General features: G+C 69.5%; 10 protein-coding genes and 1 pseudogene. 4 read left to right on the top strand and 7 right to left on the bottom strand.

The features are described from left to right. The first annotated feature begins 1,401 nt into the window (after nt 1-1,401). Complete coding sequence (locus tag E0H73_RS48405) at nt 1,402-1,950, top strand: pentapeptide repeat-containing protein (protein ID WP_420323430.1); 549 nt, start codon at nt 1,402-1,404, stop codon at nt 1,948-1,950. A 306-nt stretch (nt 1,951-2,256) separates the two neighbouring features. Here the strand turns inward: E0H73_RS48405 and E0H73_RS48400 are convergent. The 6 genes and pseudogenes from E0H73_RS48400 to uvrA all read right to left on the bottom strand — a co-directional run. Continuing rightward, nucleotides 2,257-2,589: pseudogene (locus tag E0H73_RS48400) on the bottom strand (toxin glutamine deamidase domain-containing protein); the annotation flags it as partial. Nucleotides 2,590-5,603: 3,014 nt separating this feature from the next. After that, nucleotides 5,604-5,885 carry a hypothetical protein gene (locus E0H73_RS17290; protein ID WP_131356886.1) on the bottom strand — a complete coding sequence of 94 codons (282 nt, stop codon included), beginning with the start codon at nt 5,883-5,885 and terminating at the stop codon, nt 5,604-5,606. Next, nucleotides 5,882-6,250, bottom strand: coding sequence for a DUF6507 family protein (locus tag E0H73_RS17285; protein ID WP_131356883.1), 369 nt, complete (start codon nt 6,248-6,250; stop codon nt 5,882-5,884). The genes E0H73_RS17290 and E0H73_RS17285 overlap by 4 nt, the downstream gene beginning before the upstream one ends. Nucleotides 6,251-6,355: 105 nt before the next feature. Beyond that, a complete protein-coding gene (locus E0H73_RS17280) occupies nt 6,356-6,658 on the bottom strand; it encodes a hypothetical protein (protein WP_131356880.1) in 303 nt (100 codons plus the stop codon). 14 nt (nt 6,659-6,672) lie between these two features. After that, complete coding sequence (locus tag E0H73_RS17275) at nt 6,673-7,011, bottom strand: hypothetical protein (protein WP_238163241.1); 339 nt, start codon at nt 7,009-7,011, stop codon at nt 6,673-6,675. Nucleotides 7,012-7,221: 210 nt separating this feature from the next. Further along, nucleotides 7,222-10,239 carry an excinuclease ABC subunit UvrA gene (gene uvrA / locus E0H73_RS17270; protein WP_131356876.1) on the bottom strand — a complete coding sequence of 1,006 codons (3,018 nt, stop codon included), beginning with the start codon at nt 10,237-10,239 and terminating at the stop codon, nt 7,222-7,224. 249 nt (nt 10,240-10,488) lie between these two features. On the opposite strand from uvrA, the gene E0H73_RS17265 reads away from it, so the two are divergent. The 3 genes from E0H73_RS17265 to E0H73_RS17255 all read left to right on the top strand — a co-directional run bounded on the left by E0H73_RS17265 (nt 10,489) and on the right by E0H73_RS17255 (nt 14,287). Beyond that, nucleotides 10,489-11,148, top strand: a complete 660-nt coding sequence (locus E0H73_RS17265) for an MBL fold metallo-hydrolase (protein WP_131356873.1) — start codon at nt 10,489-10,491, stop codon at nt 11,146-11,148. Beyond that, entirely contained in the window at nt 11,138-11,452 is a 315-nt protein-coding gene (locus tag E0H73_RS17260; protein ID WP_131356870.1) for a hypothetical protein, read from the top strand. Before E0H73_RS17265 ends, E0H73_RS17260 begins: the two co-directional genes overlap by 11 nt. Nucleotides 11,453-11,578: 126 nt before the next feature. Then, nucleotides 11,579-14,287 carry a type 1 periplasmic-binding domain-containing protein gene (locus E0H73_RS17255; RefSeq protein ID WP_131356867.1) on the top strand — a complete coding sequence of 903 codons (2,709 nt, stop codon included), beginning with the start codon at nt 11,579-11,581 and terminating at the stop codon, nt 14,285-14,287. A gap of 9 nt (nt 14,288-14,296) precedes the next feature. On the opposite strand, the gene E0H73_RS17250 is transcribed toward E0H73_RS17255, so the two are convergent. Further along, nucleotides 14,297-15,322: an NAD(P)/FAD-dependent oxidoreductase gene (locus E0H73_RS17250; protein ID WP_165555725.1), complete on the bottom strand. Its 1,026-nt coding sequence runs from the start codon at nt 15,320-15,322 to the stop codon at nt 14,297-14,299. Nucleotides 15,323-15,356 lie beyond the last annotated feature (34 nt).

Raw genomic sequence — 15,356 nt, 5'->3', positions numbered from 1 at the left:
GTCGGCCGGCTGGTGCGGGTGGCCGGGGGTGAACGGTGCTGTCGGGTGCACGGGCTGGCCGGGGACGGACAGGTCTACCGGCGGCTGCGGCGGGTGCTGCTGCGACGGGTAGCGGCTCTCTGCCTGCTGGCGCCAGTACGAGCTTGTGTTGTCGGGCTCCACCGCAACCCGCGGCGCCTCGCCGACGGGCGGGGCGGCCGGCCCGCCGTGGTCACGCACATGTACGTGCCACGTCTTGGTGTCCGGATCGAACTCCAGCTTCGTCGGGTAGAACGACGTGTGCGGCGGGTGGATGACCTCATCCACACCGAGGTGCGGATCACGCAGGAACGACATGTCCTTGCCGTGGTGAGCATCGATGTGCATGACCACGCGAGCCGGCGCGTACTGCCCGCCGCTGAAGATCTCAGCGCCGGCCGGGTCCTTGTCCGAGTGCGTGAACGCCGGCTCCCGGACGGTGTTGCCCGGTGTGTACCGATCCAGGAACGCCTGCAGTTCGCCCGGTGTATCGAAGGTGATCCCTCGATGGATCTCGCCAACGTGGTCGGGCAGTCTGTTCATCGCCGACGTCGCCACGCGAACGAGCGGCATCCGCTCGACACTCGGGTCGCCGGCACGGAACGCTCGGTTGATGTCCTGATGGGGCATCCCGAGCATCTCTTCCATGGCGTTGAGCTCGATGTCCGACAGATCGTCGATCTGATCCCCGAGCTGCGCCCGCCCACGCACCCGGTGCTCGGCCATCTTGGCCCGGTCGATCGACCGCAACGTGGCCCGGTACGCCGCCTCGTCCTGCGCCGAAGCCCGGAACCTCCGATCAGCCAACTCCGACCCCGCAAACGGCCCCCCATCCTCCACCCGCCCAGCCCCAAACCGCTGACCCCCACGCCCCTCCGCCGCACGCGCGCCGGAAGTATGTGTGTCTGGGGTACGCGTCTCCGGCGCATGTGTATCCGGGGTGTGCGTGTCCGGGGTCCGCGCCTCGGGCGCATGCGTATCCGGGGTGTGCGTGTCCGGCGCGCGAGTCTCCGGCGCGTCGGGCCTATGCGGATCCGCGGTCTGCCCCTCCGGCGCGTGCGTGTCCGGCGTACGTCCGTCGGTACCCGGGGTACGCCCCTCCGGAGTGTGCGTGTCCGGCGTACGTCCTTCCGGCCCATGTGTGCTCGGTGCACGGCCCTCAGGTGCGTGCGTCGCCGGCGTACGCCCCTCCGGCGCGCGAGTCTCCGGCGTACGCGCGTCTGGAGTGCGCCCATCCGGCGCACGCCCGTCGGTGCCCGGAGTACGCCCGTCCGGGGTACGCCCGTCGGGCGTGTGTGAGCTCGGCGCACGACCCTCGGGTGCACGCGTCTCGGGCGTGTGGCCCTCCGGCGCGTGTGTGTCCGGGGTACGTCCCTCCGGCGCATGCGACTCCGGCGCACGACCCTCCGGCGCACGCGACTCCGGCGCATGCGTCTCCGGGGTACGTCTCGCCGGCGCGTGCGGGTCTGGCGTGTGGGCCTCCGGCGCACGACCCTCGGGCGCACGCGTCTCCGGCGTACGTCCCTGCGGCGCGTGCGAGTCCGGGGTACGTCCCTCCGGCGCACGCGACTCCGGCGCACGCGACTCCGGCGCATGCGTCTCAGGGGTACGTCCCTCCGGCGCGTGCGGGTCTGGCGTGTGGGCCTCCTGCGCACGGCCCTCGGGTGCACGCGTCTCCGGCGTGTGGCCCTCCGGCGTGTGCGGCTCCGGGGCGCGTCCGTTGGGCGCGTGCGGGGCTGGCGTTTGGCCGTCCGGGGCGTGGGTGTCCGGGGCGTGGTGTGGCTGGTTCGGGGTGCGGGATTGCGGTTGGTCTGTGTGACGGGGGGTCTGGGACTGGGGGGCGTCGGACCGCGAGCTCGGAGTGCCGGACTCTGGTGCACGCGCCTCGGGGGTGGCTGGGTGTGGGGTGTCGGGGCGTGCGGTTGTTGGTGAGGCCGGGTCCGGGGTGTGGGTTGGCGCGGGTGGTGGGTTGAGGTGGCCCGCGTTGGTGTTGGGTACGTCGGGAGTGCCGGAGACGGGGCGTACGTCGCGCTGGAAGCGCAGCTGGGACGCCGGCGGGGTATTCGGGGAGCGCGGGATGCCGTCCCAGCGGCCGCCTGGTTCGCGGGTCGCGAACATCATGGAGTCAATGTCCACCGGCCGGCCGTTGGCGTCGTGGTACGGGTTCACCGGGTGGGGCGAGGTGTGGCCGGGCGGGAACGAGTCCACAAGCTTGCCACCGGGAGGCTGCGCGTCCAGGAACTTGACCCGGCCGCCCTCGTCGACGAAGGCGTTGAAGACGTGCCCGCCGGTGCCGCCCTTCCAGGTCACGAAGATGTTCGCGTGCGTGCCCGGCGGCTTGCCGGACAGCGCGTCGTACACCCGGCGGTACGCCGCATTCGTGAAGTCCGCCGGGTTGTGCGGGCCCTGCGGCGCCGCCATCTTGTTGTCCGGATGGAAGTCGTCCAGGTCCATCCACTCGAGGGTCCCCTCGGGATCCTCGCCGCTCTTGAACGCGTTCCCGGACGCCAGCCGCGGCTCACCGCCGTTCAGGATGTCGGCGACGTTGCGCGAGATGTCCGGGCAGTTCATCCGGTAGTGCGGGCTCAGGTCGTGGTCCGGGTTGACCCGGCCCACCCAGTCCGGCACGTTGCTCACGGGCGGGTCGCCGACCGAGTCGGTCAGCTCGCCCCAGCGCGGGTCCTCGCGCCGGGCCGGAATGTGCTGGTGCGGGTCGACCATCGAGCGCGGCTTCCCCGGCTCCGGACGCAGATAGTCCGGCTTCAACCGGTCGATCTCGACCTGCCGGCGCAGCGGGTCGTCCCACTTCGGATCGTTCGCCGCATCATGCGGCCGATTCGGCGCACCCGGGGCGTTCGAGTGCGGCGTGTTCGGCGTACCCGGGGCGTTCGAGTGCGGTGCGTTCGGCGTACCCGGCGCGTTGGAATGCGGGGCGTTCGGTGTGCCTGGGGTGTTTGAGTGCGGTGCGTTCGGCGTGCCGTGCGGTCCGCCGACGTGCCCTGGTACGCCGGGGTGCACCGGCATGACCGGCTGGACGACGGGGTCCGCGTTCCTCGCCGCGGGTGCCACGTCCGGCGCCCGCGTCGGTCCTGGCTCAGGCGTGCGCGTGCCGGGCGTCTCCGGGGTGTGCGTGCCAGGGGTCTCCGGGGTGTGCGTGCTCGGCGTCGTCGACTCCGGCGTGCGACCTGGGGTGGTCGACTCCGGCGTATGCGGCGTCCCGCTCTCCGGCGTGTGCGGCGTGTGCGTGCCGGGGGTCTCCGGCGTGTGCGTGCCGGGGGTCTCCGGGGTGTGGCTGGTGCCCGGCGTGTGTGAGCTCGGCGTCGACGGCTCGGGCGTACGGCCCGGCGTGGTCGACTCGGGCGTACGGGTCGTGCCCGGTGTCCCGGACTCGGGGGTGTGCGTGCCGGGTGAGTCCGGCGTGTGGCTCGTGCCCGGGGTGTGCGAGCTCGGCGTGGTCGACTCGGGCGTACGGGTCGTGCCCGGCGTGCCGGACTCCGGGGTGTGCGTGCCGGGTGAGTCCGGCGTGTGGGTGGTGCCGGGGGTGTGCGAGCTCGGGGTGGTCGACTCGGGCGTGCGGGTGGTTCCCGGAGTCGTGGTGGAGTCCGGGGTACGCGTGGTGCTCGGCGACGTGGAGTCCGGCGTGCGGGTGCCGCTGGGCGTGGTCGAGTCAGGTGTGCGGGTCGAACCAGGAGCCGAGGAGTCCGGCCCGCGGGAGGTGCCCGGCGTCGACTGCCCGTCGGGAGTACGCGTCGTGCCTGGCGTCGTCGACTCCGGCGCACGTGACGTGGACGGAGTACTCGATTCTGGAGCACGCGACGTGCTCGGCGTGGTCGACTCCGGTGCCCGTGAGGTGGACGGAGAGCTCGACTCGGGCGCGCGCGAAGTGCTTGGCGTGGTGGAGTCAGGTGCGCGGGACGGGCCGGAGGTGGGCTGAGTGTCGGGGGCGTGGGTGGTTGGCGCCGGCATTTGGGTGGTTGGGGAGGTGCCGCCGGGGGTGGTGGTGCCGGGGCCGGTGTGGGCGGCGGGCGTCGTCGTACTCGGGTCGGCGTGGGACAGCGGGGCGTCGCTGACCGGAGTCTGCGGCGTACCGCCGCTGTCGTGGACCGCAGGCGTGTCTACCGATGGAGTGTCGACCGACGGCGCGTTCGCGTGGGCCGTCGGCGTACTGACGTCCGGGGTGTGCGACGGCGTGCTGATGTCCGGGGTGTCCGACGAACTGACGTCGGGAGTGTGGGTCGACGGTACGTCGATCTTCGGGACGCCCTGCATCTTGAAGGTGTCGCCGACGATCGGGATCTTCGACAGGCCGCCCACCACGTCGCCGACCTTCGGGATCTTCGTCACCGCGCCGAGAACGCCGTCGTGCAGAGCGATCCGGGTTCCCTGCGCGAACTCGGCCACCTTGGCGACCTTCGCCACCGCCATGCTCGCCGCGCCGAACTTGCCGGCCATCGCCGCGGTCTTGATCGCACCGGCACTACCACCGCTGGCCACGGTGGCCACCACGTTGGTGAGCGCCATGCCGAACGCCTTGCCCGGGTTCTTCGCCCACTCGTCCCAGGCGACGAAGCCCTTGACCATGCCCAGGCCCATCTGGGCGCCCTGCTCGCTGTACGACTTGACCGCATCAGGCCGGGTGTCCATACCGGTGAGCTGATCGAAGCCCCACCAGGCGAGTTCGATGGGCGCTGTCGCCAGATGGGCGACCATCAGGCCCAGGCCCTTCCAGGCGTTACCCGCGTCCTCCCAGGTGGGCATGTCCCACCCGAGCTTGTCCTTGGCCCAGTCGCGTACGCCGGGGATGCTGGCTATCGCGGGCAGCACCGGGATCAGGGTCAGCAGACCCTCGAGCGTCTCACCGACCACGGTGGCGACACCGACGACGAAGTTCACCGGGAACTCGAGGCAGTCCTGCCACAGCGGCTTGTCCCGTTCCTCGGACGTTCCCCACGCCTCCGGCGGCGGGTCGCCCTCCTGCTCCTTCTGCTCCGGTGGCTTCTCGCCCTCGCGCACGCCGGTCTTCGGGTCCCAGGGCTTACCGCCGTGCAGCTTGACGATCTCGTTGGCGGCGGAGAAGCAGAGGTTCGGAATCTCCTCCCGGACGATCCGGCGGACGTCCTCGACCATCCGGTTGTTGTCGTCGATCATGTCCTGATCGTTTTTCCACTCCGGGTTGCGGTTCTTCCGCCGATGCCACTCGTAGGCCTCTTCCCGGATGTCCTTCAGCGTGCCGAGCTTGCCCCGGACGTCGCCGGTCAGGTTGGTCAGATGCCGCGACATGGCCGGCAGGCTCGGACCGAACTCGGTCAGGTTCGTCTGGATCTTCTTCGTCGAGTTGACCAGCACCTCACGCTCCGGCGCGTGGTACACCCCGTTCAGGCGCTGGAACGTGTTGTGCACGTTGTTGCCCAGGTCGGTGAACTGCTGCCCGAGGCCGCTCAGTCCCGGCACGTTCTGCTCGAGCGCCGTGACCACGGTCGAGATCTTCTCGATCGGGATGCCGTTCGGTTCGATCATGTCAGTTCATTCCTCGGTCGCGCTGGGTCAACGGGGGTGCTGATTCCGCCGGGTACGGCGCCGTACGCTCAGGCTTGCGGCCGGGCCGCGGCCATCGCCTCTTCGAGCGACTGCTCGCTCGGGGCGAAGGAGCTGACGCCGTGCTCGGCCACCAGGAACACCTGGTTGGCGTAGCCCGGCGGCACGAAGACCAGGAACTCCTCGGCGGGCCGCGCCTGCCAGTCGGCCAGATCCTCCGGGGTCGCGCCCAGATCCGGCGACGGCGCCTGCGCCGTCAGCCACTCGGCCAGCCGGACCCGGCCTGCCTCGACCACTTCGGCCGGCACCTCGGCCGGCTGCTGCTCACTCATTCCGCCCTGTTCCCTCCGGTCGGCCGAGTCGAGCCGGGAGGCTTCGGAATCTCGCCCCGCCCCGCGGCCTGCTGCGCGTTCAGGACCATGTCGTGCTGGCCGTTCATATAGGCCCTGACCGCGTTCGACGCGCCGGTCAGGGAGGAGCCGACCTGCTTGGCGGCGGCCTCGATCGTCGGCTGCCAGTGCGTGGCGTACTCGCCGATCGCGACCGCGACGACCGCGAAGGCGTCGTACTTCAGCGGGGTGATCAGGTTGTTCAGCTTGTCGCCGTAGTCCTTGGACAGCTTGTTGAACGGCTCGGCGGCCGTCTGTGTGTCCGTCAGGACCTTGCTGGTACCGGCGACGTCGATATCCCAGTCCACTCTTGCTCCTCCGAGGGGTCGGGGGTCAACTTGGGCTCACAAAACCGGCCCGGACGCAGCCACTCGCTGGCCGGCGTCCGGGACCGTGCGGATCCGACGGGTGCGTCAGCCGATACCGTCGACCGCGGCCGACGCCTTCTTCAGCGTCGCGGCGGCGGTGGCGTCGTTGGCCGACATGGTGTCCTGCAGCGACTTGATGATCGCCAGGGTCGACGCGGCCGCCTTGTCGAAGCGCGCCTCGACGCCGCGGTACTTCTCGGTCACGTCGGTGGCCGAGGCGTCCCCGAGTGCGGCGGCGACGTTCTTCTTGTGCGCCGCGATCAGACCCTCGATCTGGCCGGAGAGGTTCTTGATGGTCGTCTGCACCTCGCCGGAGGCGGCGGTGTCGTAGCTGTTGCGGTTCGCCATCGTCAGTTCCTCTCTCAGCGCTTGCCGAACTTGGCGGCGTTGAAGTCCGCGCCGCCCTGGTTCTTCTTCGCGGTGTCGGCCATCTCGGTGTCACCGCCGCGGAAGGCGGCGTCCATCCCGGACTGGCCCTGGTTGATTGCCGCGAGGCCGGCGTTCAGGTCGCCCGCGATGCTGTCGACATTGGCCTTGAAGGCCATGAACGCCTGCTTACCGGAGCCGTTCATCTTGCCTTCCAGCGGTTGCGCCGCGGCGACCAGTTGCTTCACCAAGCCGCCCAGGTCCTGCGTTCCGGTCGTGGTCTTCTTGGCCAGTTGGCCCAGGGTGTCCTGGCCCATGTCCCAGCGTCCGCTCACAGTCTCTCCTTCGCAGTGTCGTTGCGCCGCCCCGTCAGGTTAGTGGTCGGACCGGGTCACCCGGCGGACCTCGTCAGCACACCCGTCACATTCGGCTCAGGTCGAACGGAGTCATCGCCCAGGGCCCGGAACTCGTTGCCCTAGCCAACTTGTTTCCGGGTACGCCGAGACCCCCAGCCCGGATGAACTGGGGGTCAGCCGGCCGCAGGGCTAGCTCGCGACGCGCTTCCTCGCCGTGGTCTTCTTCACTGCCGTCGTCTTCTTCGCGGCGCTGGACTTCGCCGCCGCGGTCTTCTTGGCTGCCGTCTTCTTCGCGGCCACCGCCTTCTTGGCCGGCGCCTTCTTCACCGCGGCAGCCTGTTGCTTCGCACTCGGCTTGGCCGCGCGACCGGCCAGGATCTCCCGCAGGAACTCCCCCGTGTACGACGCCGGGTTCTCCGAGACTTCCTCCGGCGTACCCTCGGCAACCAACGTCCCGCCGCGACGCCCGCCATCAGGTCCGAGGTCGATGATCCAGTCGGCGGTCTTGATCACATCGAGGTTGTGCTCGATGACCAGCACCGAGTTGCCCTTGTCCACCAAGCCCCCCAGTACGCCGAGCAGCTTGCGGATGTCCTCGAAGTGTAGACCCGTCGTCGGCTCGTCCAGCACGTACACGGTCCGGCCGGTGGAACGCCGCTGCAGCTCGGACGCCAGCTTCACTCGCTGCGCCTCACCACCGGACAGCGTCGGCGCCGGCTGCCCGAGCCGGACGTACCCGAGTCCGACCTCGACCAAGGTCTTCAGGTGCCGCGAGATCGCCGGGATCGCGGCGAAGAACTCCGACGCCTCCTCGATCGGCATGTCCAGTACGTCGGCCACCGTCTTGCTCTTGTAGTGCACCTCGAGCGTCTCGCGGTTGTACCGCGCGCCGTGGCACACCTCGCACGGCACGTAGACGTCCGGGAGGAAGTTCATCTCGATCTTCAGCGTGCCGTCACCCGAGCACGCCTCGCATCGGCCGCCCTTGACGTTGAACGAGAAGCGACCCTGCTGGTACCCGCGGACCTTCGCCTCCGGGGTGTCCGCGAACAGCTTGCGGATGTGGTCCCAGACACCGGTGTACGTCGCCGGGTTGGACCGCGGCGTCCGGCCGATCGGCGACTGGTCGACGTGGATGACCTTGTCGACCAGCTCCATGCCGGAGATCTTCGTGTGCCTACCCGGCACCGCGCGGGCGCCGTAGATGTGTCGTGCCAGCGACGTGTAGAGGATGTCGTTGACCAGCGTCGACTTGCCCGAGCCGGACACCCCGGTGACCGCGACGAACACCCCGAGCGGGATCGTCACGTCGATGTCCTTGAGGTTGTTCTGCCGGGCGCCGTACACCGTGAGCTCGCGACCCTCGGTCAGCGGCCGGCGGACCGCCGGCATCGGGATCTCCCGGCGGCCGGAGATATACGCACCGGTGATCGAGTCCGGGTGGTTGCGCAGGTCCTCGACCGTGCCGGAGACGACGACCTGGCCGCCGTGCTCACCGGCGCCGGGGCCGATGTCGACCACCCAGTCGGCGTGGTCGATGGTGTCCTCGTCGTGCTCGACGACGATCAGCGTGTTGCCCAGGTCCTTCAGCCGGACCAGGGTGTCGATGAGCCGCCGGTTGTCCCGCTGGTGCAGACCGATCGACGGCTCGTCCAGCACGTAGAGCACGCCCACCAGGCCGGACCCGATCTGGGTCGCGAGCCGGATCCGCTGTGCCTCGCCGCCGGACAGCGAACCGGCCGGGCGGTTCAGCGCCAGGTAGTCCAGACCGACGTCGAGCAGGAACCGCAGCCGCTCACCGATCTCCTTGACCACCCGCTCCGCGATCTGCTTCTCCCGCGGGCTCAGCTCCATGTCCACGAGGAACGCGTGCACCTCGTCGATCGACATCGCGCTGACCTCGGCGATGTTCTTGCCGCCCATCGTCACGGCGAGCGAGATCGGCTTCAGCCGGGCGCCGTTGCAGGCCAGGCACGGCACCTCGCGCATGTACTCCTCGAAGCGCTCCCGCCCGGTGTCGCTGGACGCCTCGGCGTGCCGGCGTTCGACGTACGGGATCACGCCCTCGAAGGTCGTGTAGTACGACCGCTCGCGGCCGTACCGGTTCTTGTAGGAGACGTGGACCTGCTTGTCGTGCCCGGTCAGCAGCGACTTCTTCGCCTTCGCCGGCAGCTCGCCGAACGGCGTGGTGGTCTTGATCTTCAGGTCCTTGGCCAGCGCCGCGAGCAGTCGCTCGAAGTACTGCGTGACGTTCGCGCCGGACCACGGCTGGATCGCACCCTCGTCGAGCGACTTCGACGGGTCCGGGACCAGCAGCTCCGGGTCGACCTCCATCCGCGTGCCCAGACCCGTGCACACCGGGCAAGCGCCGTACGGCGAGTTGAACGAGAACGACCGTGGCTCGAGCTCGTCGATCGCCAGGGGGTGATCGTTCGGGCAGGCCAGCTTCTCGGAGAAGCGGCGCTCGCGATGCGGGTCGTCCTCCGGCAGGTCCACGAAGTCCAGCACGAGCAGACCGCTGGCCAGGCCGAGCGCGGTCTCGACCGAGTCGGTCAGACGTTGCTTCGCCGAGGCCTTCACGGCGAGCCGGTCGACGACCACCTCGATGTCGTGCTTCTTCTGCTTGTCGAGCTTCGGCGGGTCGGTGAGCTGGATCGTCTCGCCGTCGACCCGGGCTCGAGACAGCCCCTGACCGCTCAGCTGGCGGAACAGGTCGAGGTACTCGCCCTTGCGGCCGCGGACGACCGGCGCGAGCACCTGGAACCGGGTGCCCTCCTCCAGCTCCAGCACTCGGTCGACGATCTGCTGCGGCGTCTGCCGCGCGATCGGCTCGCCACACTCCGGGCAGTGCGGGCGGCCGGCGCGGGCGAACAGCAGCCGGAGGTAGTCGTACACCTCGGTGATCGTGCCGACGGTGGATCGCGGGTTGCGTGAGGTCGACTTCTGGTCGATCGAGACGGCCGGCGACAGCCCCTCGATGAAGTCGACGTCGGGCTTGTCCATCTGGCCGAGGAACTGCCGCGCGTACGCCGACAGTGACTCGACGTACCGCCGCTGACCCTCGGCGAAGATCGTGTCGAAGGCGAGGCTGGACTTGCCGGACCCCGAGAGTCCGGTGAAGACGATCATGGAGTCCCGAGGCAGGTCGACCGAGACGTCCTTCAGGTTGTGCTCGCGTGCTCCGCGCACGATCAGACGGTCAGACACAAGCTCACTCTCAGCCGTTCTCGAGGGTTACCGGGGACATGCCCCGTCATGCTAACGAGGCCCACCGACAAAAACTTCCGGCGCTGTGGCGGAGGCACCGGACCGGCCGGGACACCGGTGCCGTCCCCCGGCCGTTTCGAAAGTATATTCGATCGCGACGGGTGGTTCGCGCAACCCGGGCCGGACATGACCGGAACGGCTCCGGGGTGCGAGGATCGGCGGTATCACCGACATCCAGGGAGAGGGCGCATGCCGGAGTACCACGGAAACGTCAAGGTCGGCGGACCAGCGCAGACGCACGAGCTGGCCCAGTTGATGATCACCAAGGTCGCGGTCGGGCCGATGGACAACAACGCCTACCTGCTGCGTTGCCGGCAGACCGACGAACAGGTGCTGATCGACGCCGCCAACGAGGCCGGCACGCTGCTCAAGCTGATCGGCGACGGCGGCCTGGCCCGCATCGTCACCACCCACCGCCACCAGGACCACTGGCAGGCCCTCGCCGAGGTCGTCGCCCGAACCAGCGCCACCACGGTCGCCGGCCGGTACGACGCCGAAGGCATCGAGGTCCCCACCGACCAGCTCGTCGACGAGGGCGACCACATCTCCGTCGGCAACTGCAGCCTGCGCGTGATCCACCTGGTCGGCCACACGCCGGGCTCCATCGCCCTCGTGTACGACGACCCGGACGGCCCGCCCCACCTGTTCACCGGCGACTGCCTGTTCCCCGGCGGCGTCGGCAACACGCAGGGCGACGCGGAGCGCTTCACGTCCCTCATCGACGATGTCGAGTCCAAGCTCTTCGGGACGCTCCCCGACGAGACGTGGTTCTACCCGGGTCACGGCAACGACTCGACCCTCGGCGCGGAGAGGCCTTCGCTCCCCGAGTGGCGGGCGCGTGGTTGGTAGTCCGCAACCGGACTGGCCTGCGCTCGAGCGACTGAAGGACGAGCTGCAGCACGAGTTCGGGGACCAGGGCGTCGACCACGTGGAGTACGTCGTGGCTTTCAGCGCGCCGTTCGACTTCTCGGTCTGGCTCGGCACCGCGACGGACGCCGAGCGGGACGCACTCGCAGCGGAGCCCGCACTTGACGATCGAGTGCGGGCCGCGGCCGACGGGTGTGGTCTCGCCGAGCTGGTAAGGGGAACCACTGTCGAGTCGAAGGAGACTGTGGATCGTGACTACGGAGGGTGGTTCTACCGTCTCCGTTGAGGCGTAGGTCAGCTCAGGAACCCGGATTGGCAGGAACAGGACTTCCGCAGGTAGTGAACCGGTCACGGCCGGTAAGCTGACGCATCCCATCGGACAGGGATGACGTGAGGCCTCACTGGGGAGAGCATGCCAACACCTGTGTTCGAGAACGGCGACGCGTTCTACCAACTCCTGACCCGACTGGTCAGCCGCCCCGCCCATGGCGAGCTGCCCGAGGACATCAAAGGCCGGGACGGGATTCCCGTTGTCCGCCTGGTGTGCGACGACGACGTGGACCTGGCCGACGGCGTCCGGAAGTCCTTGTCCGAGGCCACGCCGGTCAGTGTCCCCCACGAGTTCATCGATGTGTCCCGATCGTGGGCCAAGGTCGGCAACGACCGGCCGGACCTGAGTCATGACGGAGAGGAGAGCTGGCTGCGGGCAGAGCTGTACCGACGGATCCTGGTCGAACTGGCGGAGGAGTTCTCGTCGGCCAGCAACGCCCGCGACTCGCGCGTCCGGTTCCGCAGGTTCGGTCTGGTCAACTGGCTGCTGGAGTCGACCCACACCAAGCAGGGACTGGACGACCCGCACGACCGTCGGCTCCTGCAGAGGTTGCGGGCGCGAGAGCTGCGCCGGGGACGATTGTGGGCCGCGCTGCGCAGTCCTGGCGGTGAGGTGGCGCTGCACGAGCGAGTGCCGTGGTGGGGCTGGATCCTGGCCCTGTACGTCGTACCGGCCGTCTGGTTCCGGGCCTGGCGAGTGCTCGGCTCGGAGTACCGCTGGCTGCTGCGCCAGCCCTACATGGCGCCGGGCGATCCGGGAACGTTCGTCGGATTCGCCCTGCGTCTCGCGCAGCCGCGCCGGGAACGGGAGAACCCGGACCAGATCGGCAAGCTCATGATCAACGCCTTTCTGGAGGACCTCCGGGTCGCGTACCGGCGCCGTTTCTGGAGACGGCGGGCCTGGCGGCGTACGGCGTACTGCATCGCGTTCCTGAAGGGCGCCGACGACGACAACTGTGGCAACGCGTTCATCCGATCGCTCATCGACGTCCGCAACGAAACCGGGCTCTTCGACCCGCTGCTGGTGATCGCCGGCACGCCACGTGCCCCCGGGTCCCAGCCCCGTGCTGGGTTCGACCCGCTGCAGACCTACAAGACCTGGGCCTTCAAGTTCGGGACAGCCAAGCGCAGCCGCCAGGCCAAGGACTGGTACCTCGTACTGGATGTTCCCACGCCGCTGACAGCGGACGACGAGAGCTACGACGAACTGCTGGAGCGAGTCGAACCGGCGCAGGTGATCAAGCTGCCCGCGACCCTGGAGTGGGGTCGCCGCCGCGTCACGGTCACCGCCGGCGTCATGGCTGCGGTCGTCGTGCTCGCGGGATGTGTCTACGCGCTCAACGACCTGAAGGACTGGCAGCGCGAACACTGCGACCTCAGCAGTTCGAACCCCGATGCCGGCACCCTCCGGCGGCAGGCGACCGGCGAGTGTGTCGGCATCGCCCCCAACGGCTACGCGTTCGGCGTACCGGACGAGGACGTGCGGGACACGCTCGCGACCATCGCCCGGCAGAACGACGAAGCCGACCGCCTCCACGAGGCGTCGCCGCGGCGCCGGGTCGTGACGCTGGTCCACATCTCGGCGCTGCTCGGCGGCTCCGGACGGCAGTACGCGCGGGAGGCTCTTCAGGGTGTGGCTAGCGCGCAACGGCGGCAACTCGACAAGCAGGGCGAGACCGATCCGGTACTGCGGATCTTCCCGGCCAGCGCAGGATCCAACATGCAGTTCGGGCCTGCGGTCGTCGGACTGCTGCAGGACATGATGCGCGCCGACCCGACGATCGTCGGCGTCACCGGGCTCGACCAGAGTCGTCAGGCGACGATCACCACGATCCACGAACTGACCAAGATCGGGCTGCCGATGGTCGCGACCACCCTGTCGGCGGACGTGCTCGACCAGCAGTCGCCGCTGTATTACCAGGTCGGTCCGCAGAATCGACGGGAGGCGGCGATCGCAGCGGCGTACGCGAACCACCTCGTCTCGCAGGGCAAGGTACGGCGTACTGTCCGCGTGGTCTACTCGTCCGATCCGACGGACGAATACAGCAAGAACCTGCGCGACGATGCGGATCGATCGTTCGCGACCGCGGGGTTCACGGTCCAGGACCTGTCGTTCGTCCCGTCACCTGCGCCGGCCGGGCTGTCCGGGGACGGCGCGCGCAGTGTCGGGGAGGGCGCGTGCGGCTATCGAGGGCTGGTCTTCTTCGCCGGCCGGTCGGAGGACTTCGCCAAGGTGCTGGAAGGCGCCAACGACGTGTGTGGTTCGACTCCGCCGACGTTCCTGGGCGGAGACGACGTGGCACGGTTCGCGGCTGACCCGCAGCAGCGCGCGACGTACCCGAGAGTGCCCTTCGACTTCCTCGACTTCACTCCTGGTACGGCGACCTGTGAGAGCGCGAGCGATCTCTACAGCACGATGAAGGACCTGTTCCCCCGCGAGTGCGAGAAGGTGAAGAACTCCTCGCTGGACGGACATGCCTCGCTGGCCTTCGATGCGGTCAACCTGTTCCTGAAGGCCGTCGGGCGACTGCAGGACACCGCGCCCGGCCTGCCGCTGACCCCGGCGGCCGTCTGGCACGGTCTCAGCAGCATCCATGGGAAGGCCGCACTGGACGGAGAGAGTGGGCAGATCGACTTCGGCGGACTCGTCGACCAGCACATCCCCGTCGACAAACTGGTCTCCGTGCAGCATGTCGACGGGAGGAAGGCACCCAGCCAGATCGGCTTCTGCGGGAAGCGCGGCGGACTGCGGCCGAGCGCATGGTGCCCGCCCGCGCGTGCGATCGACTAGCAGGCTGTCTTAGAAGCGATCCGGGCGGCAGCCTGACAGGGCCGACTCGACGGTTCCGTCGACCAGCTCCCGCGCGACCAGTCGGCCCACGGCCGCGGCGTACGTGACCGCCGAGTGCATCACTGCCAGGTAGAGGCCGGGGACCTCGGCGACCGGACCGACGATCGGTTCGCCGTCGGCCGGCATCGGGCGCATTCCGACGTGGGTACTGAGCAACTCGACGCTCTCGGCGCCATGGAACGTGGATCGGATGGCGGCCAGGGTCTGTTCGGGCGAGTCCGCGGCGGCAATCAGGCGGTCCGCGGCGACCTGCCGAAGGTCGAAGTCCTCGGTGTTCACGACGCCGCGGACCAGACCGGCCGGTGCGCTGAACCGGAACAACGTCGCCGGCGACGGGTCGACCGGAACGCGTACGCCGAGCGGCGCGGCCAGAGCGGCCGTGGCCACTCCGGCCGCCAGCACCACCGTCGTACCGGAGAGGTATCCGGCAGCCGTCTCAACCCCGTCAATCTGGCCGGCTGCATCCCGGCGGACCGCGGTAACCGGCGTGTCCAGGTGCACCTGAGCTCCATGGGCGCGGGCGCCCGCGACCAGCCGCTCGGTCACACCCACCGAGTCAATGGCGCCGTCGCTCGGCGCCCAGAGCGCCCACTCCGGAGGCTGCCGTACGGTGGGCTCGAGCGTCGCCACGGTGGCCGCGTCGACGACCGCCTGCCCAGGCCCGGCGTCCGGTGCACTGCCGTCCCTGGTCCAGGTCAGCGATCCGGACCAGGTCACCGGGAGTCCTGGCAACTCGGTGCCGAGTCGGTGGTACTCCGCCGTCGCGGTGGCCCGCAGCCCGGCGGCCGGACCTTCCTGCACGCCGGACGTTCCGCTCGGCCCGGCGAGCGTGACCCAGGCGAACGAGTTCGCCGTCACGCCGGCGCCCGGCCGCCCGCCGTCGACCAGCGTCACGGCAGCGCCCGCCTGGGCGGCGTGATAGGCCACCGATGCGCCGACAATGCCGGCGCCTACGACGACCAAGTCCTTACTCACCGGTGAGCTCAACACGTTCGCGACCCTAGCGTCC

The organism is Kribbella pittospori, from assembly GCF_004331465.1.
GTDB lineage: Bacteria > Actinomycetota > Actinomycetes > Propionibacteriales > Kribbellaceae > Kribbella > Kribbella pittospori.
Note: the sequence above shows the minus strand (reverse complement) of the source record. Positions and strands in the feature narration are given on the sequence as shown.

What these genes read in the sequence shown, in the direction of transcription:
- E0H73_RS48405 (WP_420323430.1), top strand. Translation starts at nt 1,402, where the DNA reads ATGCGACTCCGGCGCACGACCCTCCGGCGCACGCGACTCCGGCGCATG.
- E0H73_RS17290 (WP_131356886.1), bottom strand. Translation starts at nt 5,885, where the DNA reads ATGAGTGAGCAGCAGCCGGCCGAGGTGCCGGCCGAAGTGGTCGAGGCA.
- E0H73_RS17280 (WP_131356880.1), bottom strand. Translation starts at nt 6,658, where the DNA reads ATGGCGAACCGCAACAGCTACGACACCGCCGCCTCCGGCGAGGTGCAG.
- E0H73_RS17265 (WP_131356873.1), top strand. Translation starts at nt 10,489, where the DNA reads ATGCCGGAGTACCACGGAAACGTCAAGGTCGGCGGACCAGCGCAGACG.
- E0H73_RS17255 (WP_131356867.1), top strand. Translation starts at nt 11,579, where the DNA reads ATGCCAACACCTGTGTTCGAGAACGGCGACGCGTTCTACCAACTCCTG.